This is a genomic window from Prevotella ihumii (assembly GCF_900155655.1).
Taxonomy (GTDB): Bacteria; Bacteroidota; Bacteroidia; order Bacteroidales; family Bacteroidaceae; genus Prevotella; species Prevotella ihumii.
Genome location: NZ_LT706987.1, coordinates 1,588,436 through 1,614,869 on the forward strand (window position 1 = coordinate 1,588,436; position 26,434 = coordinate 1,614,869).

At 41.9% G+C, this 26,434-nt stretch carries 24 protein-coding genes, 1 pseudogene and 1 riboswitch; of the genes and pseudogenes, 11 read left to right on the top strand and 14 right to left on the bottom strand.

What is annotated here, in order from left to right; all coding sequences use genetic code 11:
- The first annotated feature begins 299 nt into the window (after positions 1-299).
- Positions 300-1,323, top strand: a pseudogene (locus CZ367_RS07260) (porin).
- Positions 1,324-1,429: 106 nt separating this feature from the next.
- Here the strand turns inward: CZ367_RS07260 and CZ367_RS07265 are convergent.
- The 9 genes from CZ367_RS07265 to CZ367_RS07305 form a co-directional block, all read right to left on the bottom strand.
- Complete coding sequence (locus CZ367_RS07265) at positions 1,430-1,975, bottom strand: TFIIB-type zinc ribbon-containing protein (RefSeq protein ID WP_077196250.1); 546 nt, start codon at positions 1,973-1,975, stop codon at positions 1,430-1,432.
- Between the two features lie 147 nt (positions 1,976-2,122).
- A complete protein-coding gene (locus tag CZ367_RS07270; RefSeq protein WP_077196251.1) occupies positions 2,123-3,820 on the bottom strand; it encodes a putative transporter in 1,698 nt (565 codons plus the stop codon).
- Between the two features lie 248 nt (positions 3,821-4,068).
- Complete coding sequence (dnaA, locus tag CZ367_RS07275; RefSeq protein ID WP_077196252.1) at positions 4,069-5,475, bottom strand: chromosomal replication initiator protein DnaA; 1,407 nt, start codon at positions 5,473-5,475, stop codon at positions 4,069-4,071.
- Between the two features lie 787 nt (positions 5,476-6,262).
- Positions 6,263-7,243, bottom strand: a complete 981-nt coding sequence (locus tag CZ367_RS07280) for an MlaD family protein (protein ID WP_077196253.1) — start codon at positions 7,241-7,243, stop codon at positions 6,263-6,265.
- Between the two features lie 14 nt (positions 7,244-7,257).
- The gene (locus CZ367_RS07285) at positions 7,258-8,499 is read right to left on the bottom strand and encodes an N-acetylmuramoyl-L-alanine amidase family protein (RefSeq protein ID WP_077197392.1); all 1,242 of its coding nucleotides are present in this window, start codon (positions 8,497-8,499) and stop codon (positions 7,258-7,260) included.
- Positions 8,500-8,735: 236 nt separating this feature from the next.
- Complete coding sequence (gene purN, locus CZ367_RS07290; RefSeq protein WP_077196254.1) at positions 8,736-9,314, bottom strand: phosphoribosylglycinamide formyltransferase; 579 nt, start codon at positions 9,312-9,314, stop codon at positions 8,736-8,738.
- Positions 9,315-9,341: 27 nt separating this feature from the next.
- Complete coding sequence (locus tag CZ367_RS07295; protein WP_077196255.1) at positions 9,342-9,764, bottom strand: RNA-binding S4 domain-containing protein; 423 nt, start codon at positions 9,762-9,764, stop codon at positions 9,342-9,344.
- Entirely contained in the window at positions 9,764-10,336 is a 573-nt protein-coding gene (pth, locus tag CZ367_RS07300) for an aminoacyl-tRNA hydrolase (protein WP_077196256.1), read from the bottom strand. The genes CZ367_RS07295 and pth overlap by 1 nt, the downstream gene beginning before the upstream one ends.
- A gap of 49 nt (positions 10,337-10,385) precedes the next feature.
- The gene (locus tag CZ367_RS07305; RefSeq protein ID WP_077196257.1) at positions 10,386-10,976 is read right to left on the bottom strand and encodes a 50S ribosomal protein L25/general stress protein Ctc; all 591 of its coding nucleotides are present in this window, start codon (positions 10,974-10,976) and stop codon (positions 10,386-10,388) included.
- A gap of 264 nt (positions 10,977-11,240) precedes the next feature.
- Between CZ367_RS07305 and nusB the strand changes: the two genes are divergently transcribed.
- The 7 genes from nusB to CZ367_RS07340 all read left to right on the top strand — a co-directional run bounded on the left by nusB (position 11,241) and on the right by CZ367_RS07340 (position 15,833).
- Positions 11,241-12,203 (top strand): transcription antitermination factor NusB, encoded by a 963-nt coding sequence (gene nusB / locus CZ367_RS07310; RefSeq protein ID WP_077196258.1) that lies wholly within the window; start codon positions 11,241-11,243, stop codon positions 12,201-12,203.
- Between the two features lie 64 nt (positions 12,204-12,267).
- Positions 12,268-12,597: a preprotein translocase subunit YajC gene (gene yajC, locus CZ367_RS07315; protein WP_077196259.1), complete on the top strand. Its 330-nt coding sequence runs from the start codon at positions 12,268-12,270 to the stop codon at positions 12,595-12,597.
- 53 nt (positions 12,598-12,650) lie between these two features.
- Positions 12,651-13,658, top strand: a complete 1,008-nt coding sequence (locus CZ367_RS07320) for a CdaR family protein (protein WP_077196260.1) — start codon at positions 12,651-12,653, stop codon at positions 13,656-13,658.
- A gap of 39 nt (positions 13,659-13,697) precedes the next feature.
- Positions 13,698-14,267, top strand: coding sequence for a dephospho-CoA kinase (coaE, locus tag CZ367_RS07325; protein ID WP_077196261.1), 570 nt, complete (start codon positions 13,698-13,700; stop codon positions 14,265-14,267).
- Between the two features lie 25 nt (positions 14,268-14,292).
- The gene (locus tag CZ367_RS07330; protein ID WP_077196262.1) at positions 14,293-14,748 is read left to right on the top strand and encodes a DUF5606 family protein; all 456 of its coding nucleotides are present in this window, start codon (positions 14,293-14,295) and stop codon (positions 14,746-14,748) included.
- A 238-nt stretch (positions 14,749-14,986) separates the two neighbouring features.
- A complete protein-coding gene (gene tnpB / locus CZ367_RS07335) occupies positions 14,987-15,331 on the top strand; it encodes an IS66 family insertion sequence element accessory protein TnpB (RefSeq protein ID WP_077195453.1) in 345 nt (114 codons plus the stop codon).
- A 145-nt stretch (positions 15,332-15,476) separates the two neighbouring features.
- Entirely contained in the window at positions 15,477-15,833 is a 357-nt protein-coding gene (locus CZ367_RS07340) for an IS66 family transposase (RefSeq protein ID WP_077196263.1), read from the top strand.
- A 77-nt stretch (positions 15,834-15,910) separates the two neighbouring features.
- Here CZ367_RS07340 and CZ367_RS07345 read toward each other — a convergent pair whose 3' ends face one another.
- The 4 genes from CZ367_RS07345 to nhaD form a co-directional block, all read right to left on the bottom strand.
- A complete protein-coding gene (locus tag CZ367_RS07345; RefSeq protein ID WP_077196264.1) occupies positions 15,911-16,561 on the bottom strand; it encodes a thiamine diphosphokinase in 651 nt (216 codons plus the stop codon).
- The gene (pnuC, locus tag CZ367_RS07350; RefSeq protein WP_077197393.1) at positions 16,548-17,168 is read right to left on the bottom strand and encodes a nicotinamide riboside transporter PnuC; all 621 of its coding nucleotides are present in this window, start codon (positions 17,166-17,168) and stop codon (positions 16,548-16,550) included. Before pnuC ends, CZ367_RS07345 begins: the two co-directional genes overlap by 14 nt.
- A 71-nt stretch (positions 17,169-17,239) precedes the next feature.
- Positions 17,240-19,591, bottom strand: coding sequence for a TonB-dependent receptor (locus CZ367_RS07355; RefSeq protein ID WP_077197394.1), 2,352 nt, complete (start codon positions 19,589-19,591; stop codon positions 17,240-17,242).
- A gap of 20 nt (positions 19,592-19,611) precedes the next feature.
- Positions 19,612-19,711: riboswitch (TPP riboswitch) on the bottom strand.
- A gap of 334 nt (positions 19,712-20,045) precedes the next feature.
- On the bottom strand, positions 20,046-21,428 hold the full coding sequence (nhaD, locus tag CZ367_RS07360; RefSeq protein WP_077196265.1) for a sodium:proton antiporter NhaD: 1,383 nt from the start codon (positions 21,426-21,428) through the stop codon (positions 20,046-20,048).
- Between the two features lie 143 nt (positions 21,429-21,571).
- Here nhaD and CZ367_RS07365 point away from each other — a divergent pair, with 143 nt between their 5' ends.
- The 3 genes from CZ367_RS07365 to ligA all read left to right on the top strand — a co-directional run bounded on the left by CZ367_RS07365 (position 21,572) and on the right by ligA (position 24,878).
- Positions 21,572-21,979, top strand: coding sequence for a (deoxy)nucleoside triphosphate pyrophosphohydrolase (locus CZ367_RS07365; protein WP_077196266.1), 408 nt, complete (start codon positions 21,572-21,574; stop codon positions 21,977-21,979).
- 110 nt (positions 21,980-22,089) lie between these two features.
- Positions 22,090-22,755 carry a B3/B4 domain-containing protein gene (locus tag CZ367_RS07370; RefSeq protein ID WP_077196267.1) on the top strand — a complete coding sequence of 222 codons (666 nt, stop codon included), beginning with the start codon at positions 22,090-22,092 and terminating at the stop codon, positions 22,753-22,755.
- A gap of 149 nt (positions 22,756-22,904) precedes the next feature.
- Positions 22,905-24,878 carry an NAD-dependent DNA ligase LigA gene (gene ligA, locus CZ367_RS07375; protein WP_077196268.1) on the top strand — a complete coding sequence of 658 codons (1,974 nt, stop codon included), beginning with the start codon at positions 22,905-22,907 and terminating at the stop codon, positions 24,876-24,878.
- Positions 24,879-24,986: 108 nt separating this feature from the next.
- Here the strand turns inward: ligA and aroB are convergent, their stop codons facing one another.
- Positions 24,987-26,039, bottom strand: a complete 1,053-nt coding sequence (gene aroB, locus CZ367_RS07380; RefSeq protein WP_077196269.1) for a 3-dehydroquinate synthase — start codon at positions 26,037-26,039, stop codon at positions 24,987-24,989.
- Positions 26,040-26,434: the final 395 nt, after the last annotated feature.

A 26,434-nucleotide genomic window follows, 5' to 3' on the forward strand; every position in this document is an offset into this window, starting at 1 on the left:
ATTTTGAACCAAAAACGGAGCAAGCCGAATGCAATCAAACTTGTTTGAATTGTTGAGGCGCAGCCCGTTTTATATAAAAAGAAGCCAAAAGATAACAAAACGTATTTCATAAAAATTTAATGACTATATGCGGTGGTAATTTATAGAACCAGCCTTATGTGCTATTTACGTCCTATATTTCGGTTATGATAATTGAAACATTATTTTAATATTGGTGAAATATCATTGCAGTATCACTTATCTAACTTTGCAACCAAATAGTAAACCGATAATTAATAATGAAAAAACTTTATCATTCAATGAGCATAGCCCTCGCTTTTATTGCTATTGCACCTAACCTTTGTGCACAAGAGCAGCAGACAATGGACAAAACATCTCAAATTCACGGCACTATTCGTGGAAAGTATGAATACCAAAACAGCGAAAAGAAAGGAAGATTTGAGGTGAGAAATGCTCGATTGAGTATTAATGGACGATTGTTAGAGTGGGTAGACTATAAAGCCGAAATAGACCTCTCGGACGAAGGAAAAATAAAGATGCTTGATGCCTACACACGCCTAACACCAGTTCCAAAACTCGACTTTACTATTGGACAGATGCGTGTTCCGTTTACAATAGATGCACATCGCTCGCCCCACCAACAGTATTTTGCCAATCGTTCATTTATAGCCAAACAAGTAGGCAATGTACGGCGATGTAGGGGCAACGATGGGATATTCGCTCAATATAGGATTATCAATACGAATGGAAATGGGCATCTTTAATGGGTCGGGACTTACCAACCAAAAAGACTTTTGGACAAATAATATCAATTATTCAGCTAAAATTCAAGTGGCTTTCCCAAAAGGTTTCAACCTTGTTCTCAGTACACAAAAAATAAAACCTGATAATGTTTCGGTAATGATGTATGATGTGGGCGCAAACTATCATTCGAAGAATTGGCATATAGAAGCAGAATATTTGTATAAGAAATATCGACACAAAGCCTTCCAATCCGTTCATTCGGTAAATGCATTTGTAAGCTATGACGTACCCTTACATACACAGCTGTTTACTAAAGCTTCGCCCCTCATACGCTTCGACTATATGGACGACCACAGCGACGGGCTGCGTTATAAAGATGAGAAAACTAATAACGAAGGCACATTGATAATAAACGATTATCAACGATCACGAGTTACAGGCGGAATGACATTGAGTATCGATAAGCCATTTGTATCGGATATAAGGCTCAATTATGAACAATATTTCTATCGTGATGGAGCTATTCCTAAGCCTTCTGAAAATAATAAGATAGTCTTAGAAGTGATGACACGATTTTAACTTGGAAGTTTTAAGCAGATAAGTTTTAATCTTTGGATGCTATTATTTTGATCCTTTATTCTGCAACGTTCAGTAAACTCTCCTTATAACGATTTAATCTTTGCTTTTAAAAGCCCAAGTTGTTCTTCATTTCGATATACTCTTTGAAGAGCAAATTGTGGCTTTCATAAACGAAATTTACTACTTGTGCGCAAATAAAAAGTCCTACAAAGATAAGCAAAATAAAAGCAAAGCTAAAGCCAAAGAATATCCACAGATTGCCATCACTATATTTTTCTTGGAAAGCTTGTAGCTTTGATGACGATTTAGAGAGATACTCCTCGGTGGTATTTGTAGCTGCTACAGCTATCTGACTAACGTTTTCAGTGCCTTCAACTATGCTTTGCTTCATTGCTTGCAACTTCTCTGAAGTGACTTTAGCCAATACCTTGACCTTAGCTATAGGAAGTTTTGCCTCTTGTTTTGGGCTTATAGTGCGACTATCTACCAGAGGCAATACCGAACGAGCTTTGGTTCTGAAAGGTTTGTCTTCACCCAATTGGCATAGTAACACGCTTCCACAGTAAGGACAGCGGAACTTTTGTTTGCCAGGAGTTTCGGTTTCAGCTATAAACTCTTGACCACATTGATTACAATTTACAGAGTATCTCATTGCGACCGCAAAAGTATAAAAAAAGTTTGATACAGAGAAAAGAAACCAATAAAAAAGGCCAAACTCATACGAGTTCAGCCTTTAAATTTTGTATGATTATGATTGAGAAGTTCTTAATTCAAAATAAGCTCAATCATTGATAATTTCTTATAGTCCACCACAGCAGAAGAGAACTACCAACTGTGCCACAAGGATACGTAAGAACATTGTCAATGGGTAAACAGTAGAGTAACCCAATGCAGGTGCTTCACCATTGCAAATAGAGCTTGCGTATGCCAATGCAGGAGGGTCGGTGTGTGCTCCTGCAATCATACCAATGATGGTAAAGTAGTTGAACTTGTACTTCAAGCGTGCAATAGGACCAATGATAAGAATTGGAATGATGGTGATAAGGAAACCTGTTAACACGTACAAGAGACCGTCGCCTTGAGCTACTGTGTTCCAGAATTCAGCACCTGCCTTGATACCTACCGATGCAAGGAAGAGCGCAAGTCCTATTTCGCGAACCATCATATTAGCCGATGTGGTGGTATAGGTTACAAGATGGAAACGATAACCAAAACGTCCTAAGAGGATAGCGATAATCAATGGACCACCAGCAAGACCCAATTTCAATGGTGCAGGCATACCTGGAATACTCAATGGAAGGCTTCCGAAGAGCAAACCAACAACGATTCCGATAAAGATAGTTGCAATATTTGGGTGGTTCAAACGCTTTTCAGAGTTACCAACGAGGTCGGCTACACGCTGTACGTTTTCTTCTGGACCAACAACCATAATGCGGTCGCCTACTTGGAAGCGATAGCTGCTGCTTGCAAACATATCCATTCCCTGGCGGCTGATGCGTGTAATGTTAACGCCATATACAGAAGTGAAGTTCATTTTGCCCAATGTCTTACCATTCATTGCGCTGTCTGTGATTACTACACGACGGCTAACCATCTTTTGAGGCTGCTGTTCTTCGTTCCAATCTACCTCGATTTCGGTACCAATAAATGTGCGTACAGCTTCAGCATCTGGTTCTGTGCATACTACACATATCTCGTCGCCTTTCTTGAAGACGGTGTCACGCTTAGGCACTGATACTATTCCGTTTTGCATCAATCGAGTGCAGACAACTTCGCGATTGAGGAATTTGGTCGTATCTTGCAATGTACGGCCATCGAGATATGCATTCTCAACCTTGAGGTACATAACGTGTGGTTTTGATTGTGGGTCTTCTGATTCGTTTTCGCTGAGTAGTTTGTCATCAGCTTCCATATCTACTTTGCAGATGAAGCGGATAGCAAGCGATGCACCGATGATACCTATAACGCCCAAAGGATAAGCACATGCGTAACCATTGGCGATGTCGAAGTTGAAACCGTTAGGGAAAACGGTGTTAATAGCTTCTTTAGCAGCACCAAGACCAGGAGTGTTTGTCACCGCACCATACATCGTACCAACCATCATTGGGAGGTTTGATGGGTCTTTAGAGTCGAAGAACAAGAAGTAGCAACCAAACATTACCAACACGTCGAGTGCAACAATGCAACATGCTAATAGGTTTAGTTTTAAGCCACCTTTACCGAAGTTCTCGAAGAAACCTGGTCCTACTTGGAGACCAATCATAAAGACGAACAGAATTAATCCGAAGTCTTGTAAGAAGGTAAGGGTTTCTTTTGGTCCTGTGAAGCCAATGTGGCCTGCTAAGATACCAACGAAAAGAATGAATGTAACGCCCAATGAGATGCCACCAATCTTGATTTTTCCGAGGTAGACACCCAAAGAGATTACTAAAGAGTAGAGCAATGCGATGTGCGCAATGCTGTCTTCTTTTGTGAAAAGAGTAATTAACCAATCCATAGTATAATTTTAGAAAAGTGTTTATAAGTGGGTGCAAAGTTACTTAATTAATTTTAAAAAGCACTCTTTTATACGAGTATTTTGCACTATTCTGCTTTTCCTCTTCTTTTCTCTAAGTTTTTTAGGCTTGGTCTTTCAATAATTATGGTTGGGAAGTGTTTTTTGGGGGGCAAAAGGGATAATTTTTAGGTGTTACGCTTTGTTCTTTTTATATAATGGGAAAAGGATAAAGCGTTTAAGGAAGGGAATTAAGACTTTAATTTGAACGAGTTTTCGATGGTTGAAATCTCTGCTGTAAAGCCTTTGTCCACTTGCAATCGTTTTTCTACCTGCGAGCAGCTGTGGAGTACGGTGCTATGGTCGCGACCTCCTACAAGTTTTCCGATACGGCTTGCGGGCATCTTTGTAAACTTTTGTGCCAAATACATACTTACTTGGCGTGCCACTACGATGTCGCGCTTGCGTGAGCGTGAGTTTACGGCCGCAGTAGTTACGTTGAAGTGTTCGCAAACTTTCTCTAATATTTCGTCTACTGTCAGTGGCTCATCGTCCACTTTTACGGCACGCTTGATAACTCTTTCTGCCAAGCGCATATCAATATCGCTGTTGTAAACGATACTGTAAGCCATCAATGAGTCGATAACTCCTTGAAGATTACGCACACTGCCGTTAGCTGTTTGGGCTATGTACTGCACTACATCGTTAGGAATAGACAAGCCGTCACGCTTAATTTTATTGTTCAATATGTCTACACAAAGCTGCAAATTAGGCTTTTCCAACTCGGCTATCAATCCACAAGCAAAACGTGTGAGCAAGCGGTCGTGCATACCTTTGAGGTCGACTGGTGGTCGGTCTGACGCAAGAATGATGCGTTTACCATTGCGGAAGAGGTGGTTAAAGATGTGGAAGAAGGTGTCCTGTGTCTTCTCAGAGCCTATCCACTCTTGTATATCATCGATGATGAGTACATCGATGGTTTGGTAGAAACTAATAAAGTCGTTTCGTTTGTTGTTCAATGTGGCGTATCCATATTGTACCTCAAACAAGCGAGCTGAGATATAAAGCACTCTTTTTTGTGGGTAAAGACGCTTGATGTGTAAGCCTATTGCATTGATGAGGTGAGTTTTACCACAGCCCGAAGGTCCATAAATGAACATTGGGTTGAACTGTGATGTGTTGGGGTGCTCTGCTATTGAAAGTCCTATAGAGCGTGGTAGCTTATTGCTATCACCTTCAATGTAGTTGTTGAACGACTTGTGTGGGTCCAATTGTGGGTCTAACTCTTGTGCGGCAACGTCCATTGGAGATGGTTCTTGGTTGCCACGGTTTGTAGCTCCTTGTGTTGGGAGCTTTTCTACCGAGTCAGACTGAATGTCTTGTGTCAAGTTGTGTGCCTTGTCTGTTACAACGCGATACTGCAATTGCACACCCTTTCCGTAAACACGGGTAAATACTTTGCGCAATAAGTCTACATAGTTTTCTTCCAAATACTCGTACACAAACGAACTTGGAACACGTACCAACAATGTACTTGAAGCTGTATCGTAGGCTTCAAATACAATAGGATTGAACCAAGTATTAAATTGTTGCTCGGTAACGTTCTCCTTTATAATAAGGAGACACTGCTTCCAAAGCTCATTTGCGTTTGCGTTCATATTTGTAAAATGTATCTTATTTGCGTTTCAACGATAGTATAACTATTGTGACCGACGTTCTAAATTGATAGTACAAAGGTAATAAAAAAATATATAATGTGGAAGTTTATGTTATCTATCATTTTATTCTAATGGGCTGTAAGATGCTAAATTATTGGGGCTTAGACGATAAATAGTATGTAGGACTTGTGTCTCGCTTTTGCATATATCAAACGTACTCATTATCAAATACTTAAAATGAGTTGTGAGCGTTTCACGAAGAAATGCTGGGGCTTTGTTGTTTTGCTCAGAAATGATTGATATTCACGTACGTTAGATTTTTCCTTTAAAGCGTGAAACTTTAATCTTGTTATTTATACTATATTTAAATAAGGGATAAAACGACCATCTTTTGAAAGCAAAAAAGATAGTGTGTTGATACCAACCTACTATCTTTCTATTTTCTGCTCCTTATATATAATAAGGTGTAATTCTTATTTTCTTCTGCCTTATGTTTTCCCTTTATTGTTTATGAAAAAGTGTTCTGTATTTCCTTTTGTCATCTTTGGGAGACAAGACATCTATCTTTTGTTTCTCAAACATATATGTTTGGGGAGGTGAAAGTTCAACTTTGACCGTATAAAACATATATGTTTTGGGGGCTGAAACATATATGTTTTGCAGCTCGTCTGTAAGTGCTTTACTGCCAATATGTTATAACGCTATTTCTGCGTGATATATTTTGGCGTGCTATTGGTCTATTTTTCCTTTGATGCAAAGTGCGCATCCGAGGGAACATCTGCTTATCTTACTTGTCTTTTTTGCCAAAGAGCGAGAAGTGAACATAACGCTTAGGGTGTGCCTTGAGATTGACTACCAAGCTATCTACATTGCGCATCACGTTGTTAAGGTTGTTGTACAATGTGGGGTCGTTGAGGAGCAATCCTGCTGTCCCCTTGTTGCTATTGAGTTTTGCTGTTAGCTCATTCACATTTTCTAAGGCTGCGTTTAGTTTGTTCACTGTGGCTTGCACTTCTAATGCTTCCACCTTATTATTAAGTGTAGCCATCAGTGTGTTTGCCCCTTGTACGGCTGAACGGGCGTCTGCCATACCTGCTTTTGCTCCTACCATTACACCGTTAGCATTGTCTAAAAGCAAGTTTGTCTTGCCTGCCATTGTTGGTAAAGTGCTGTTAAGCTGATAGAGTAGGGTATTGAGCTGCTTGCTCGATGTGGTGAGGTCGGCACTTATCTTGTTGGCATTGTGCAGTGTGCTTGCCATAGCTGGGTCGGATAAGAGGTTGTTCACATTCATAAGAATACTGTCAAGCTTAGGTATCATTTTTTGAACCTGTGGTATGAAGGCCTTCATTTCGCCCATTGCTCCGTTGTTGAGTGCTCCGCTGATAACGCTACCTTCAGGAAGGTATTGCGCACTATTGCCCAGTATGAGGTTTACCTGCACATCGCCCATAAGGTTGCTTACTATTTCTGCCCTTGTGTCTTCGGGTATTCGCATACTCTTATCAATGTTTGCACTTACGGTGATGCCTTTTTGCGGATTATCGAAGTCGTAAATAATGTCTTTCACTGCGCCCACTTTGTAACCATTGGCAAAGATAGGAGTGGCTGGGCTTAATCCGTTTACTTGGTCAAATTGCATTGTGTAAGCCACGTCTGATGAGAAAAGATTGAGCCCTTTGAGGAATTTCATTCCAAAAAACATAATAATGATACCCAAAACTGCTACTAAGGCAATCTTAACTTCGGGTGTGAAGGTTTTCTTCATATACTCTTTTAAATTTATTTCTTATTTTGTAAAAATTCTTTTATGGCATCATTCACATTTGTAGGTTTGCCATTTTTGAATGCTATGATATACGCTTGTGGGAAGTCTTTTAAAATCTTCTTGCGCAAGCGATATATTTCGTTATAGTTGGTGCTGCTGCCTATAGTGTATTTATATAGATTTCCATCTACAAATGAGGTGATGTCGTTGTATCCCTTAAATTGTTCGCTGCCAGGGCGCAATTGGCGATTGATGGCAAACACTTGCAATTTGAATACGGGTGCATTAGGGTTCTCCTTTGGTGTTGCTGGCTTCTTTGTTTCGGTTTTTACCTTTGTTTCTTTATTTTTCTGTGTTGTCGCAGGTGTAGCCTTACGTTGTATCTTAGGTTTCTCGCTTGGTACAACGGGGCGTGAATTTACCTTTGGGAGCACACTTGTGGCGGTGAATTGCTTGGTAGAGTTTGAGCGATAGGGAATTACGATATGGTCGTCGTATTGGTTCTTGTATTGCACAAAAGCTTCATAGATGCCTCGTGCCATAAGATTGATGCCTTGGGTGGAATTGAGAAATTCTTCTTCTTCGGGTGAGGTGATAAACCCTAACTCTATCAAACAACTGGGCATAGAGGTTTCGCGAAGAACGAGGAAACCTGCTTGGTGCACGCCTTTGTCGTTGCGGTAGGCGGTGCGGCAAACAGACCTTTGAATGTATTTGGCTAATTCTACACTTCGTGCCATATTAGCCGACTGAAGGAACTCGAACATAATGTAGCTTTCTGAGGAGCGAGGGTCGAAACCTTCATAAGTTTGTTCGTAATTCTTTTCCAACGAGATTACAGCGTTTTCACGGATAGCCACATCAAGGTTGTCTTTTGCACGGTGCATACCGAGGGTGTAAACTTGAAATCCTTGTGGGGCAACTTTTCCTACGGGAACCGAGTTGGTATGTACTGATATAAACAAGTCGGCTTTGGCTTGATTGGCTATGTCTGCACGTCCTTTCAGCGAAACAAATACATCGTTTTTGCGTGTGTATATCACTCTTACGTCCGAAAGATTGTGTTCGATATACTCTCCAAAGGCTAAAGCTATGTTGAGGTTGATGTCTTTTTCCTTTGAAAATGCTCCTATTGCTCCCGCGTCGTGACCTCCGTGTCCAGGGTCGATAACGAGTGTAAACTTTTTCTTTGCACTTACGGCGGTAAGGGCAAAGAATACAAATACCATAAAAAGGCAAAATGTCTTCTTCATCATATCCATAATACAAAAGACAAAGTTAATAATTTTCGGTTAAACTCATTCGTGTGGGATATTGTTTTTACCATTAATTAAGGATAAGCTATTGCAAATGAGCAATAAAAAGATAGAAAGAGTAGGGAAGAAAGTTAGAAGTGGAAAAACTAAGGAATAAAAAAAGATAGAACTTTCCACTCTGTCTGACTTATATATAATAGAGGTGGAAGGTTCTATCTCTTTGTGTTTGGTATTGCTTAGATGAGCTTTTCGGCTTGCAATACTCTTTCTATAATCTGTGGAAAATGTTCCATTTCTAATACGTGCTCTTTGTCGGCAATGGTGTCAGGTGTGTCGTTAGGGGTGAGCGGAGTGCGGAATTGTTCGATGATTTCACCACCGTCACACACGTTACTTACCCAGTGTACGGTCATTCCGGTTTCGGTTTCGCCTGCTGCTTTCACAGCTTCGTGAACGTGATGGCCATACATTCCCTTACCACCAAACTTAGGAAGGAGGGCAGGGTGTAGGTTTATCATTCGGCGTGGGTAGGCGTTAATGAGCCAGTCGGGTATCATTAGCAAGAAACCAGCTAAGACGATGAAATTTATCTCGTGGTTGCGCAAAAGGTTTAGCACCTCTGTTTGCTTTCCAAAATCGCTCTTGGGAATAACCACCGACTCTACATTCAGGTTCTTGGCTCTTACCAACGCATAGGCATCGGCACGATTGCTTATTACCAGCTTGATATTCACATCGTTACGATTGCTAAAGTAACGGATTATGTTCTCGCAGTTGCTGCCGCTTCCCGATACAAAAATTGCAATATTTACCATATCTGTTTTGGATTTTAAACCTTGGGGTTATACATCATCAAAATCGTCATCGAAGTCGTCAAAACCAAACATTGCAGGGTCGATAAACTCGTCCATTTGACGGCGATCCTTCTTCGTTGGTCTGCCTGTACCTTTGGCTCTGTCTACAAAACCGCTGATGCGACTCATTTCCAACAGCTCGTACTGCTTAGGGTCGGTTACGTTTTTGTACACCTCTGGTATGAGTTTCGCTCCCACACGCTTTTCTATGGGTTGCAGAATTTCGAACGAGTAAGTGATAGGAGGTTTCTTTACGCTTACCACTTCACCTGCTTTTACGGTGTGCGAAGGTTTCACGTTCACTCCTTTTATCGTAATGCGCCCATTCTTACAAGCGTCCGAAGCTATGCTACGGGTCTTGAAAATGCGAGCTGCCCATAGCCATTTGTCTATTCTTGCGACCTCGTTCATTATTTCTTACCTAATTTATTATATTGGTTCATTGTGATGTTGATGCCAGCAAGAACAAAGCTCTTGATGATGTCAACACCTAAGTCGATGCTTGGTTGGAGAGTCTTCATATCCTCTTCGGTATATCGCCCTAATACCCAATCTACCTGTCCACCCTTTGGGTAGTCGTTGCCTATACCCATACGAAGGCGTGCATAGTTTTGTCCGATGAGCTGTTGGATATGTCCCAGTCCGTTGTGCCCACCATTAGAACCGTTGGCTTTCAGGCGAAACGCTCCTAATGGGAGTGCCAATTCGTCTGAAATCACTAACAATCGGCTCTCGTCTATCTTCTCTTGATTGAGCCAATAGCGCACCGCATTGCCCGATAAGTTCATAAATGTTGTGGGTTTTAGGAGGATAATCTTTCTACCTTTGAGCATTGTTTCTGCTACAAATCCATATCGTTTGTCCTCAAAACAAATATTGGACGCTTTAGCAAAAGCGTCCAATACCATAAATCCTGTGTTGTGTCGAGTTCCCTCGTATTCGTTACCAGGGTTGCCCAATCCACAAATCAAATATTTGTCCAATGTTTCAATGTTTTTATTGAGCGGACTCAAAAAATAATTCTTTTGTTAATTACTCTTCGCTCTGAGCAGCTTGGATAGAGTTACGTGTAGCCTTGATAGAGCATACTACTACTTCCTTAGGAGTAACAAGTTCGAGACCTTCAAATGAGAGGTCAGCTACCTTGATGCTCTTACCTACGCGGAGTTCTGTAACGTCTATTTCGAGTGTTTCAGGGATTTGAGTGTAAGGAGCACGAACGTTAATCTTGCGAATTGACTTGTTCATACGACCACCATCGCGTACACCCTGTGCCAAACCTACGTGCTTAACAGGTACACCCATTACGATAGGCTTTGTTTCGTTTACTTCATAGAAGTCAACGTGGAGCACTGCGTCTGTTGTTGGGTGGAACTGGATTTCCTTCATTACAGCCAAGTGCTTCTCACCATCAATTGTAAGCTCTACAATGTAGATGTGTGGAGTGTAGATAAGCTTTCTCAACTCTGCCATAGGTGATGCGAATGAGAATGCAACAGGCTTGTTGTCCTGCTTTGCTTCACCATAAAGGTTACAAGGGATTAAACCTTCCTTGCGGAGTTCCTTAGCTGCTTTCTTACCATTAGCTTCACGCTTCTGACCTGAAATCTTAATTTCTTTCATTTTTTTTGTTTGTGTTACTCTAAATTAATATAATGTATTTAATTCGCCATCACACACTGAAAAATTCGTTTCGTTTCCAACAATAGCATTGTTAAGATGAATTTCCAATTTGCAAAAAGCGGTGCAAAGTTACGTTTTTAATATGATATAGCCAAGCTTTAGTCTAAAAAAACAAGAAAATACACATATTCTTTTGGTAGTCACAAGGAATTTAATTACATTTGCAAAACAATAGAAATTAAAAGAACACAAGTAACACATACAATGATAAATAGAGATTTAATCAGAATAAAAATAGTTCAGTTAACCTACGCTTATTATCAAAACGGAGAACGTAACATCGATAAGGCAGAAAAGGAATTGCTTTTCAGTCTATCAAAAGCCTACGGACTTTACAATTATCTCTTGTCTCTCATTGTAACAATCACGCAAGAGGAACGCCGACGTGTAGAGGTTTTGACCAACAGAGCTAAACGTGAAGGAACACAAGAACCTTCGCAAAAGTTTGCTTACAATAAGTTTGCCGTTCAATTGGAAGAGAATAAGCAACTCAACCTCTATATGGAAGGACAGCAACAACGATGGGAAGACGATATAGACGCAGTAAGAAAGCTATGCGACCAGATAGAGCAGAGTACCATATATAAAGAGTATATGGCAAGCGAAGACGACTCGTACGAGCTCGACCGTGAATTGTGGCGAAAGATATATCGTACTTTAATTCAGGAAAATGAAGACTTGGACGCTATTTTGGAGGAGAAAAGCCTTTATTGGAACGATGATAAGGAAATTGTAGATACATTCGTTATCAAGACCATCAAGCGTTTCGACCCTGCAAACAAGACCGAACAAGAGTTGTTGCCAGAATTTAAGGACGAGGAAGATTGTGAGTTTGCTACCAAGCTGTTCCGCTCTACCATTCTCAATGCCGATACTTATCAGCGTTATATGAGCGAAACAAGCCGCAATTGGGACTTCTCTCGTTTGGCTTATATGGACGTTGTGATTATGCAAATTGCAATTGCAGAGATGCTAACATTCCCAAATATTCCTGTAAGCGTTACTATCAACGAGTACGTAGAGTTGGCTAAGCTGTACAGCACACCTCGCAGTGGCGGTTACATCAATGGTATGTTGGACACCATTGCACGATTTCTTGTTGAAACCAATGCAATGTTAAAGCCTATGCCAGAGCCACGTCAACGCCGTCAACGTGACGACCGTTGACAAGGAAATCGCAACGGAGAGCAGAATTAAACCAAAGAAATAAAAATAAAAAACAAATAACGAAATGAATACAGTTATTCTATTAGCAGCTCAAGGTGCTGCATCGGGAAGCCCATTGCCAATGATTTTAATGATGGTTGCAGTATTTGCAATTATGTGGTTGTTTATGATTCGTCCACAGCAGAAGAAGCAAAAGCAGATTAGAGCTTTCCAAAACGCATTGAAAGAAGGCGACTCTGTTGTTACAGGTGGTGGTATCTTTGGCAAAGTAAAGCGTGTCGACTTGACCGTAAACAAGATTGATGTGGAAATAGCACGTGGTGTTGTCATCACTGTAGATAAAGGTTATGTATTTGCAGATGCTGAAGCAATGCGCTTAGGACAAGGCAAATAAAACGTTAAAGCCTATTATTTTTAGAAGCTAAAACCCCAAAACGTAATGTATATATGGTGGGAAAATCACTACATACATTTGAAATAATCAGGAACTTCGTGTCGAAATTCTTCAACAAGGAGTTTCTGATTTTTTTGTTTTTTCTTATTCTTAGTGGCTTCTTTTGGCTTATCAATGCCTTAGACGACTACTACGAACAAGACTTCTCCGTGGAATTAAAACTTGCTGGAGTACCCAAGAATGTGGTGATAACAGGCGAAGTTGACTCCGTTGTGAAGGTTACATTGCGTGACAAAGGGTATGTCATAGCCAACTATATAACGCAAGGCGATTTGCGTCCGCTCTATTTCGACTTTGATGCGAATAGTCATTCTGGAAGCACAGGCGAAATCCAAGTCAGTGAAATACAACGTCTTTTGGCTCAACAATTATCATCAAGCACAAAGATTGTTTCGGTAAAAGCCAATTCGTTGGTATATAGTTACAATTACGGGCGTTGCAAGAAAGTGCCTGTTCGACTTGAAGGAATGGTTCTTCCAGCCAAGGGGTATTATCTTCCACACGTACAATTCGTACCCGATAGCGTTACGGTATATGCTTCTAAGAAGCTGTTAGACAGTATAAAATATGTTTCTACACAGCGCATAGAGTTAACCAATGTTAGCGAACCTATCGTTCAAAAGGTGGGATTACAGAAGATGAAGAATGCGAAGGCATTGCCTTTGAAAGTTAAGCTGAAGCTCTATCCCGACATCTTGACCGAAGAAACGGTTGATGTACCGATAGAAACCATCAATGTACCTGCAGACAAAGTGATGCGAGTGTTCCCAGGAACGATAAAAGTAAAGTTTGCTGTTGGAGCTGAAAGAGTAAAGTCGTTGCCCAAGATAGATGGCTCAAACGAGTTGAAACACGATGGTTTTAAAGTGATAGTTGACTATAAGGAAATAGAAAACCACAAGACAGAGAAGTGTAACGTTTATGTGAAAGCAATGCCAAAGGGTATTCGCAACGCTCGTCCTGTGGTCTCTATGGTGGACTACCTCATCGAACAGCGATAATCCTCCTATTTGATAACTCATAATTAGTGAGGTAAAGCAATGATAATAGCAATAACGGGAGGAATAGGGAGCGGAAAATCATACGTTTGCAACCGACTTTCTGCCCACGGAATACAAGTGTACGACAGCGATGCAGCAGCAAAACGGCTGATGCGAACCTCCATCGAACTGCAAGAAAAGCTCTCTGCCGAAGTGGGCGAAGCGGTGTTTAAGGACGGAGCGTTGCAGAAAGCCGTATTGGCAAAGTATTTGTTGCAGAGTAGCGACAATGCCGCAGCCATCAACAACATAGTACATCCCGCTGTGGCAACCGACTTTGAACAGTCGGGCTATACGTGGATAGAGAGTGCAATCCTCTTCGATAGCGACTTCATTCATCGCACCCATATAGATAAGGTGGTGTGCGTACTCGCCCCTGAGGCTATCCGTGTAGAACGCATTATGGCACGCGATGGCATCAGCGAGGCCAAGGCGTTAGCGTGGATACATCGGCAAATGGCGCAAGAGGAAGTAGCCCAACGAAGCGACTACACCATTCTGAATGATGGCAAAGTCGATGTAAACAAGCAGATAAGCCAAATATTAGAACAATTGGAAATAAACAAATAAGAAATAAAATATAAACAAAGAAACAATGTTACAGACAATTCTTTCAATCGCAGGTAAGCCAGGTCTCTACCGATTGGTTAGCCGTGCAAAAATGAACTTGATAGTAGAAGCCCTTGATGGCACAAACAAGCGTATCCCAGCTTTTGCTACCGACCGTGTTACAAGTCTTGCTGACATCGCTATGTTTACCGAAACAGAAGATGTACCATTGATAGATGTATTGATTAACGTACGCAACAAGGAAGAAGGAAAGACAAGTTCGCTCAACTGGCGTAAGGCATCGGGCAAAGAATTGCAAGACTATTTTGCAGAAGTACTTCCTGAGTTTGACCGCGATCGCGTACACAATAGCGACATCAAGAAGCTCCTTCAGTGGTACGACATCCTTATCAATGCAGGCATTTCAAACTTTGAAGAAGTGTTGCGCCCTACCGAAGGTGATAACATTGACGACCGCCAAGAAGCTGAAACAGAAGCATAAACTTCTTTTTAACCCAAATCGGTCGTTAGACCAGTCGGACGGCCGATTGGGTTTAAAGCAATATAAAAAATACAGCCCCAACTCTTTGCTATTCGTTAAAACGATGATAACAGCACAAGAGTTGGGGCTTTTTGTTTTCCTTGATTATCCTATCCAAAACCGAGGTTATAGCGTAAGCATCCAATATTAGCCGCCTTTGTGTAACATTCTTGCTTTACTACCTTTGCCCGAAAAACTTATGTTTGTACTCAATGAAACAAATGTTTTTCGGGTTTGTTGCACTCCTGTGGACATGCGTCAGGGTATTCTTCGCCTGTCCCAATTGGTACGCAGCAATGACTTCAATCCTTCTGATGGTGTTGTCTACGTTTTCTACAATCGAGCCCGTAACCGAATTAAATTGCTGCACTGGGAACGCTGTGGTTTTGTCGTGTATCATAAACAGATGGCACAGGGTTGCCTGAGTCCTAAAATCATACGGGCGAGAGTTGGATTTTATGAACTTCGCTGGGACGAATTGGTACTCTATATTGAAGGTATAAATCCTAATTGCTACCGAAGAAAAAGATACAATAAATCTTAGTATTTTCTTGCCAGTGTCAGATATTTTTCGTAACTTTACATCGTATAAAGAACTGATAATGTGATGGATATGCCTTATAGTACAATGACATCTGACTACCATTCTCTCACTCGGGAAGCTGTTGTTAAACTTCTTGAGCAAAGGGATGCTGAGCTTAAGATTAAGGATNCAGTACACCCCAGGCGAAGCTATGGAGAAGGCACTGCGTTATGCCTTCGCCGTATGGATACGCATTGGCAGGTATGTGCAGGACGGACGCTTCAACATAGACAACAACCTTATGGAACAGGCCATCAGACCCATCACGCTTGGAAGAAAGAACTACCTGTTCTGTGGTAACAATGAGGGAGCAGAGAACAACGCCATCTTCTATACCTTTATGGCGTGTTGCAGGGAAGCAGGCATAGAGCCATACAAATGGATGAAGGAAGTTCTTTCAAGGTCCCTGCCAGATATGACGGAGGAGGAACTCACGAAAATGCTACCTTCAAACTTCAAATAACAAATAACCCTTATATGCTGCCAGACATATAAGGGTTATTTGTTGGTGTGAAAGGCGGCTAATATTGGATGCTTACGTTATAGCTTAGGTTGATGCGTTTGATATACCAAGTACGCTGCATCGCCATCAATGGTAAACGCATTGCCGATAGCTTCGTTCAGCGTACCCTGCCATAGCGCACTGAAAGGATAGATTTCCCATTTCAGCCCTTCGCTTTTCAGCTCTTTGCATCCCATTTGATAGATGCTCACTTGCTGATGTGGAAAGGCTGCAAAGGTAGTTTTCCCACTTGAAGGCATAAAGTACCCATAGTCTGTTACCATTGTTGGCTCTATCTCCAAATACTTATAATAATGTAGTAGCAGCGCAATGTTGCCCAAGGTATGGTCTTCACGTTTGCCCGTTGCCCCAAGATAGCAGAATGAGGGCTTTTTATTGAGCTGAAAATGCTGCAACGCATATTTGGTTGCCTTCGTAAGGTCGTTATCCTCTTGTTCGGCTATGGTATGCAGAATGTGTTGATACTTCGCTTTCAATGTAGGCGAAATAGAATCGCCATCGCCTACTATCACTTCGGGTATAATGCCCAATTGATCAAGTTCGTTTACAGCTCCATCGCACACCACCAAATGTTTGGCATTGCGAAGAACACGCATAGGCACAACCGATGTTGGAAAATCGCCTGCAGCAAGTATCACAACATCATATTCTGTTTTAAGTTCTTTCATACTCCTCCATCATCATTTTTTTCCATTTGTAATATCCTGCTAATGCTATCACTGCATAGAGTGCATACAGCCCTGCCGTAAACGGAATACCTTTGTACACATAGAGCGCCGCCAACTCCACATCAGCTACAATCCATATCCACCACTGTTCAATGTATTTCTTTGCCAATGCCCACAGTCCGAGAAAGCTTAGTGAGTTACCAAAGCTATCAAGTACAGGTACGGTAGAGTTGGTAAAGGTAATCAAAATAAAATAGGACAAGCCCCAAAGTGCAAAGAAAACAATGAACGAAGGCAGTAGTTTGTGTCGTGGAAACCTACTTATTTTTACCTCTTCTTGGGTTTTATGGCGTTTGCCAAACTGCCAATACAGATAACCATATACCGCTGCAAGGATATAATATATCTGCATTCCGAAGTCGGCATACAGACCTGCTTCATAATACACCACAGTGTAAACCGCAGGCATAATGATGCCCGTAAGCCACAACCATATACTGGCTTTGTACTCTTGGTAGATGTAAACGAGTCCGATTATCGTTCCCATCACATCTAATATCTGGTAAGTATCGGCTTCTTGAAAATACTGAATAATGCTATCGAACATATTTTTGTGCGTTGTTATATATAAAATAGGTGTGCCATTACTCACGGCACACCTTATTATATATAGTCCGATTAGAATTTCAAAGTAACGTTACCCATTATATTAAATCCAGCCATTGGCATAAATCCTATTTGGTAGTAGCGGTTGTCGTTGGTGTAGCCATACTTTTTGCTTACTGCGCTGTACACCCATCCGCTTGCTGCATAATGGCTGTTGAACACATTGTTGAGGCTCAACCCTAATGCCACTTCCTTCAGTCCACACACCTTTTTGCTTGTATTGAAGGTGTAATTCAAGTTGATGTTGCTTTGTGAGAACGCAGGCAATGAGCGGTCTTTGTTTTCCGAATTGTCCAAATACTGACGGCTCACATAGTTGGTGTGCCACACAGCTTGGAATGCTTTGTAATGGAAATTAACAAAACCATTGAGAATAGCCGAAGGCGAGAAAGCGAGGGTAGAATTATCGTAGTGTAGCTTCAATGGTTTTCCTTTCCAATTGTCCACATACTCGTCAAAATCTTTAATCTTGTTGATGCTCAATGCAGCATTACCTTCAAGGGTGAGCCACGATGTAGCGTCCCAACCTGCTGTAAGTTCTGCACCCATACGGTACGATTTATCTACGTTGGTGGTAAGGTTTTCGCCTATATCGCTCTGTTCGCCCGTCTGTACAAACTGGTCTTTGTAGCCCATATAGTAAAGATTAGCCCCTGCACGCCAATTGTTGGCTGCATACTGGTAGCCCAATTCTACGTCTACCAAGTGTTCTGCCTTTGGTGCTGGATATTTTCCATTGTCGGTAAAGTTGTTGCGTTCGGGTTCACGACCTGCGTATGCCACAGATGCGTAAGCCTTATGTCCATCTTTATGATAGCTTACACCAGCCTTGGGGTTGAAGAAATTGTAATTGGCATTGATGTCCAGTATTTGATTAAAGTATGTTCCGTCGGGCTGCTCGTAAAATTTGTCGTTCTTGCCTTCAGCCGAGAAATTTACGTGACGATATTGCGCATCTGCAAACAAGTCCCACGCATCGTTTACGTGGTAAGTAGCTTTGACGAAAGCACTGTAATCGCGCTTTCTGCCGTCCGAGTCGTAATACTTCAATCCCTTGAAATCCTGTACCTGTCCTTTGTTGGCAACGTAGGTGAGATAGCCAAAATGGTCGCCTACAAAGTGTTGCAAGTTGATGCCACTCAATACGTTCCACTTTTCATCCGTATAGTTTGCGTTGTACACAATACCTGCCGTATGCTGTGTGAGTCCCTTTTTGCGTACAAAGTCGCCATACTCTATCTTCTTACCATTTACATCGTTAGCCACCAAACCAAACTTCTTAAACTTGTTGTTGGGGCGGAACTCGCTGTAATAGCCGTGTCCGTAGGTGTAATGCAATGCCACGTTGTGCGACCATGAGGCGTTGGGTTTCCACGCTGCCGATAGAATGTTGTGGTTCTGATAGAAGTTGTCGGTGGTTTTGGCCCAATACGTTCCATCGTCCATTTTATAGCGGTAGGTTTGGTATTTTCCGTTCTCATTGGTTGGGAAAGCATATTTATCGTAGTCGAAAACCAATCCTTCGTACAGCGGGTTAAAACGTCCTAAACCACGGTCGTACAAGTCCTTGTAGGTCTTAATGTCTTTTCCCATCAACGATGCGTCGTTGTTGCCAGCCACAACACCATTCCACGCCTGTCCTGTTTTCTCAAAGTTGCCAATGTTCTTGTAGCGTATTTGGAACTTATCGCCTATCCACGTTAGCCCACCATAGTAAGACCCCGAGCGTCCACTTGTGCCGTGAAGATAGCCATCAGTACCTGTCTCGTGGTAAGCACCATCGAAAATGAGGTGATTCCACAGCAATCCTGTCGAAAACTTTACACCGCTATTGTAAGTGTTGTAACTTCCGTACGACCCACTCACCTCTGCCGAAGGCTTATAGCTTGGTGTAGCCGTAGCCAAAGAGATAGACCCTCCGAAAGCACCATCGCCATTGGTCGATGTACCGATACCACGCTGTATCTGCACACTACCCATCAGTGCACCGTATGAGTTCATATTTGCCCAAAACACGGTTTGGTCTTCAGGCGAATTGAGCGACACTCCATCGAGCGTAATGTTGATGCGACTACCTGCCGCACCACGAATGCGCATAGCTGCCGTACCTGTACCCAATCCGTTTTCGCCCCACGCAAACACACCAGGGGTATGTGCGAAGAGGAAAGGAAGTTCGCGACCTGTTTTAGAGAAATTAGCCAATTCGGCCTTTTTGATGTTGCTTACAGCGTAAGGCGCATTCTTTTGAGCACGTACACCTGCCACAACTACCTCTTGCAGTTCTTGGTTTTGCAGTGTGTCTACCGATTGAGCGTTTGCATTAGCTGCCGAAGCAAGCGCTGCAAGCACCAAAATATTTTTCATTCTGTTGTTTTTTTTGATAAGTAAACTTAAGGGAGTTTCCCTACGACGGCATTACCCGTATCAGGTTTATTGGGTATATTCTCAGCCTACCCAATAGAGCAAGCACCCCCTAATTATCATTTTGATAACCACTGCAAAGGTATAATAATAAGGTGGAATATACAAATTATGGGTTAAAATAGTTGTGCGCAGTAGGTGCAAGGGGCTACTCTTTATACACATCTCAATTAACTCAAACCCAAACTGGTTTAATGACCGATTTGAGTTTAATTATCAGGCTTATAAAACAAAAAAAATCCCCCTATTGCACACGCAGTAGGGGGATATTTTGTGTCGATAAAAGAGGAGTGCAATAGATGAAAAGATGGTTGCAATATAGCTTCTCTTCCCTAAATTACTAATCTTTTGAGCTTACTACACCCCTCTTAGTGAAGAGAGGTGTAGAACTATACGATTAAAGAGGTGTAGTGAAAATAAATGTACGAATAACGTAGTAGCAAGCAATACCAGCTATATAGCCTGTGAAAGCTATCCAAGTGATTTTCTTCATATACCAACCGAAAGAAATTTTCTCAAGGCCCATTACTACTACACCTGCAGCACTACCAATGATAAGCATTGAACCACCAACACCAGCGCAATAAGCTAACAACTGCCAGAAGATGCCGTCAACAGCCATATCTGTTCCAGGTTGAACAGGATACATACCCATACTTCCAGCTACCAAAGGTACATTGTCTACAATTGATGAAAGCACACCAATGATACCTGTTACAGCGTAATGGTTGCCGTCGAATACAACGTTCAAAGAGCTACCCAACTGCATAAGAACACCTATCTCTTGCAAACAAGCTACAGCCATCAATATACCAAGGAAGAAAAGGATAGTTGCCATATCAATACGGCTCAACAATGAAGTAACACGCTTTGCAAAACTTTCGCTGCCACCTTTAACTTTGTGAAGCTGACGATAGAACACTTCAGTCACAGTCCACAACATTCCCAAGACTAACATAATGCCCACAAACGGAGGAAGATGAGTTATCGACTTGAAAATAGGAACGAACATCAAGCCACCTACACCCACTGCGAAGATTATCTTACGTTGAGTGGCATTAAAGTCTTCACTGCTTTCGCCATTGTCTGCAACGTTTACGCTCTCTTCTAAGTCTCCTTTTAAGTGATATTGCAAGATAAAGGCTGGAATAAGCATAGATACAAGCGATGGAATTAATATTTCGCTGATGACACCAGCGGCAGTAATCATCCCCGCATTCCAAAGCATAATGGTTGTAACATCACCTATTGGAGAGAAAGCACCGCCCGAGTTGGCTGAAATGATAATGAGTCCAGCGTAGATAAGTCGGTCTTCACGACTTGAAACGAGCTTTCTCAAAATCATTATCATCACGATACTTGTTGTAAGGTTGTCGAGAATGGCAGATAAAAGGAAAGTCATAAAGGCGATACGCCACATCAAGCCACGCTTCGACTTGGTCTTCATTACGTCTTTCACCCAATTGAATCCACCATTCTGGTCTACAATTTCCACAATCGTCATTGCTCCCATAAGGAAGAAAAGCGTTGTGGACGTGTCGCCAAGATGCTCAATAATCACCTTGTTGACGAACTCAGGAATGTTTTCAGTCACGTGCGTAAACTCATCAGGGTGCATTAACTGAACAAAAGGAGCTGGATCAAACATATAAAGAGTCCAGCAGAACACAAACATCAACAAGGCTATGGCAGCCTTGTCAATCTTCATAAAACTTTCTGTGGCTATCGTTGCGTAGCCCAGAACAAAAACGCAAATAATAGCGATTGTTAATGTTGACATATTATAGAAATAAATTGATTGAATAAAAACGTCCGCAAAGTTAATTAAAAGTTCCGATTACCAAAGCTTTAAGGTCAATATTTTTTAAGAAAAACAGCTACTTATTTTATCTTTTATTGTATATTTGTAGAAAATAAGGTAATATGGAGAAAAAACATATAAATGTGGTTTGTGGAGTGATACGTCAAGGCGAAAAAATCTTATGTACACAGCGGTTAAGAAAAGGATTATCGTATGTAGCCGAACACTGGGAATTTCCTGGTGGAAAGGTGAATGATGGCGAGCCAATGCACGAAGCTTTGTTGCGTGAAATACGTGAGGAAATGGACTGGAAAATCTATGTAGGTCAGCTACTTGGCACTGTTTCATACGACTACCCTGACTTTTCTATTACCCTAACTGCTTACGATTGCATTGCGGAGGACTATGAATTCAAGTTGCTCGCTCATCTTGATGCTCGTTGGTTATTGCCATCAGAGTTTTCTCAGTTGGAATGGACAGCTGCTGACCAACAATTAATAAAAACGCTATGGTGCAATGATTGTAAGTGAAAAGCTAATCGTTGGAAATTTTAAGATGTAATGATTGTAAGTGAAAAAGCAATCCATAGAATTTCTAAGATGTAGTGATTGCAAGTGAAAGGTCAATTAATTAAAACCCTATGGAAGTAATTGTAAGTAAAGAAATTGAAGTTGTTTGCCCCAACTTTGTGGGTGCTTGTGTGGAAGCAAAGGTCAAGAACACACCTTACTGCCAACCTTTGTGGGATGAAATTCATCTTTTGGGCGAAAAGTTTCGAGCCGAACTCACCACAGACTCGTTGAAAGAGATGTCAGGCATTGCAGCTACACGCCGTGTGTATCGAGCTTGTGGAAAAGACCCCTCACGCTATCGCCCTGCATCAGAAGCCCTTATACGCCGTATGTTGCAAGGGAAAGCCCTTTATCAGATAGATACTTTGGTCGACTTAATCAATCTTGCGTCTATTGCATACGGATATAGTATTGGTGGATTTGATGCAGATAAGTTTGTAGGCGATACACTTACATTGGGTGTGGGCAAAAAGGGCGAGCCCTACGAAGGCATCGGACGAGGCGCAATCAATATAGAAGGACTCCCTGTTTATCGTGATGCAGAGGGCGGAGTGGGTACACCTACGTCCGACAACGAGCGAACCAAGATAGACCTCAACACCACCCATCTCGTGGTGCTTATCAATGGATACGATGGCAACGAGGATAATGTACGCCAAAACGCTGCATTTATTCAGTCGCTTGTTAAGAAGTATTGCGAAAGCGATGGCGGTAATTACTTCATTTACAGATAAGTGTAATCTTATTTAAAGACGAACGTAATCTTATTTAAAGACAAACATAATCCCATTTACAAGCAATCGATTCTCTCTTTACAAACAACATTTCTCAATTTATAAACACAGCTTTCTCTATTTAAAAGCAAAACAACAAGAACTTAGAAATGACACAAGAAGATAAAATACAATTGATGCAAAGCCTTGTAGAACGGCTCAACGAAGCATCAGACACCTACTATAATGGTAAAAGCGAACTAATGTCCGACCACGAATGGGACGCTGCTTTCGACCAATTGAAGCATTTGGAAGACGAGACAGGCATCACTTTGCCCAATTCGCCTACTGCCAATGTAAGTGCAGACACCATAGCAGGACAAAAAGAAGCTCACGAGTTTGCAACCCTTTCTTTAGCAAAGACCAAACAAACGGAAGACCTTGTAAAGTGGGCAGAGGGCAAATCAATATGGATTTCGTGGAAATTAGACGGTTTAACCCTCGTTGCCACCTACGATAACGGAAAACTTACAAAGGTTGTAACACGTGGTAATGGACACGTGGGAACAAATATCACCCACTTGGCATCAGCCATTGACGGAATTTTGCCCACCATTACCAATACAGGGCATATCGTTATTCGTGGCGAAGCCTTGATAAGTTACTCCGACTTTCAGCAGTTCAACATCGAGAGTGGGGAAGAGTATGCCAACCCACGCAACCTTGCATCGGGTTCATTGACCCTCAAAGACGTCAACGAGGTCAAAGCTCGCCACCTCCGTTGGATACCTTTCACGCTTCAGCATAGCGACGAAGACCTCACTACGTGGGGCGAACAGATGGACTTTCTCACCTCCTTGGGCTTCCAAACGGTAGAGCGTAATCGTGTGGACGTGCCTAATATTAATAATGTGAATGAGGAGATAGCCCGTTGGACCGACAAGCTCAATGCCTTCGATTACCCTGTCGACGGACTTGTTATCTGTTACGATGATGCCGAATATGCCGCTTCAGGCTCGGTTACGGGTCATCACGCCACCCGTGCTGGTTATGCCTTTAAGTGGCAGGACGAGAGCAAAGACACCGAACTGATAGAAATAGAATGGTCGTGTGCTGCATCTACCATTTCGCCCGTAGCCATCTTTAAGCCTGTCGACTTGGAAGGTACAACCGTAAAGCGTGCCAGTTTGTGCAACATTTCAGAATGCGAACGCTTGGGAATAGGCGACAAAGGCACACGCATTGCCGTAATCAAGGCAAACAAAATCATACCTAAGGTTATCAATGTGAGCGAACGCATAGGCACGCTTACCATACCTACCGAGTGTCCAGTGTGCCACGCTGCTACACAAATCATTGAAAGCGAGAGTAGTGGAACAAAGACTTTGCACTGCACCAACCCACATTGCGCAGCCAAACAATTGAAGAAGTTTGCCCGCTTTGTGTCCAAAGAGGGTGTGAATATTGACGGACTGTCCGAACAAACTTTACAGAAGTTGATCAATCTTGGGTGGGTTTCGGAATATGCCGACCTGTTCCACCTTGCCAACCACGCATCCGAATTGCGCACAATGGAAGGTTTCGGCGCAAAAAGCGTTACCAATCTGTTGAAAGCTATCGAGAAAGCGCGCAGTGTTGAGGCACGCCAATTGCTTTTTGCACTCAATATTCCGCTTGTAGGTCAGGACGTTTGCACCCGCTTACTTTCAGCCTATCCGCTTACCGAACTCATTGCGCAAGCTCGTTCAGCCGAAGACACAACCCTCTTTTCTACCATTTCGGGCATCGGACCAGAAAAGAGTACGTCGTTCGTTACTTGGATGCAAGTGCCTACGAATATAAAGATAGTAGACGATTTACTGCCCGAACTTATCATCTCAGCGCCTTCTAATGCGCCTCAAGGCGAACAATGTGCAGGCTTAACTTTTGTGGTAACGGGCGATGTACACCATTATAAGAACCGCAACGAGCTGAAAGCCTATATAGAAAGTCAAGGCGGAAAGGTTACGGGTAGCGTGTCGAAATCTACAAACTACCTTATTAATAATGATGTAACCAGCACTTCGGGCAAAAACCTTAAAGCCCAACAATTGGGAATACCCATCATTTCGGAAGATGAGTTTGTAGAAAAGTTTGTGAAGTAATCAATTTTAGTGTGCGTAAAAATCATAGTAAACGTAAAATGGTTTAACACGGCGAAGCCCATTGTTGCCCAAACTATGATTTTTACGCACTTTTTATATTCTCTCCATCTATGCGTAGCCTTCTCTGAAGAAATCTAACGCCTCTTTTGCTTCGTCTTCGCTTATGGTTTGGTTGATGTTTGCCTCGCCAATATTGCTCAATAGCGAAACATTGATATTGCCAAAACGATTTTTCTTATCGTGTTTCATCAAGTCGATAAGTTCGTCATAATCATTGCACGTAATGCCCAATACCCCATAATTCGCCTTAATAAAGTTTACTGTGGTACGCATTTTATCGGTTGGAAATCCTTTTTTCACTACCGATAAGTACAGCTCGCACACCATTCCGTATGCCACAGCCACACCGTGCAATATGGGTTTGCGGCGCAATGCCCACGCTTCAAAGGCGTGTCCAAAGGTATGCCCAAGGTTCAATGCCTTGCGTATGCCCTGTTCCAAAGGGTCTTTTGTCACAATGCGCTCCTTCACTTTCAGATTTTGGGCTATCATTTTCTTTAGTTTTTCAAGGTCTAAGGCTTCAAAATCCATTGTTACCAACTCGTTCCACATCGTGTCGTTTGCCAACAAACCGTGCTTTATCATTTCCGCATAACCGCTCAACAAGTTTTCTTTATCCAATGTTTTCAGCCAGCAAGTATCTATTATCACATACTTTGCTTCGCTGAACACACCTATTTCGTTCTTATATCCGCCAAAGTTTATTCCTGTTTTTCCGCCCACACTTGCATCAATCATTGCCAATAGCGTTGTAGGCACGTTTATGAAGTTGATGCCACGCTTGAAAGTAGAGGCAGCAAAGCCCCCTAAGTCGGTTACCATTCCTCCGCCAATGTTTATCATTAGCGAGTGGCGAGTAGCATTTCCTTGCTGCAAGGCTTCCCAAACTCCGACCACGGCTTCCAATGTTTTGTGTTCGTCGGTAGCCGCTATGGTGATGAGCTTTGCCCCTTTCAGGCAGAAAAAGGCATTGATGCTTTCCCAACAACTTGTTTTTGTTGTTTCGTCTACAAGCACAAACACTTGGTCGTGATTACATTCCGAGATGGCTGTTGCAAGTTCGCATTCAAAATGTGTTGATATGATTAGTCGTTGAGCCATATTATACAGTTAAGATTATAAGTTTATAAACAATGAACGCACAAATATAACATTTTTTTTATGAATACCATAATTTTCCAACTATATTTTTAAGGTCATTGATTTATTATGCCAAATAAAGGTTAAAACGTGATAGAAACGTGTTAAAAATACATCTTGTTTTTACGGTTTATGCAAACTTCCTTCCGCTTGTACCTAAATACGGCAAATATGCGTGTGCAATTCTAACGCTCTGATAATAAGCATATTGGTGTCATATTTCTAATTTTGTGCAATCACTTTTCAACCTTACACCCTCGTTTTACCCACTTTTTGTTCGCATACCGAACATTATTGTACAGAAAAGGGCAACTTTCTTGCTGTGAAAGTTGCCCTTTGGCGTGGTCAAACATATA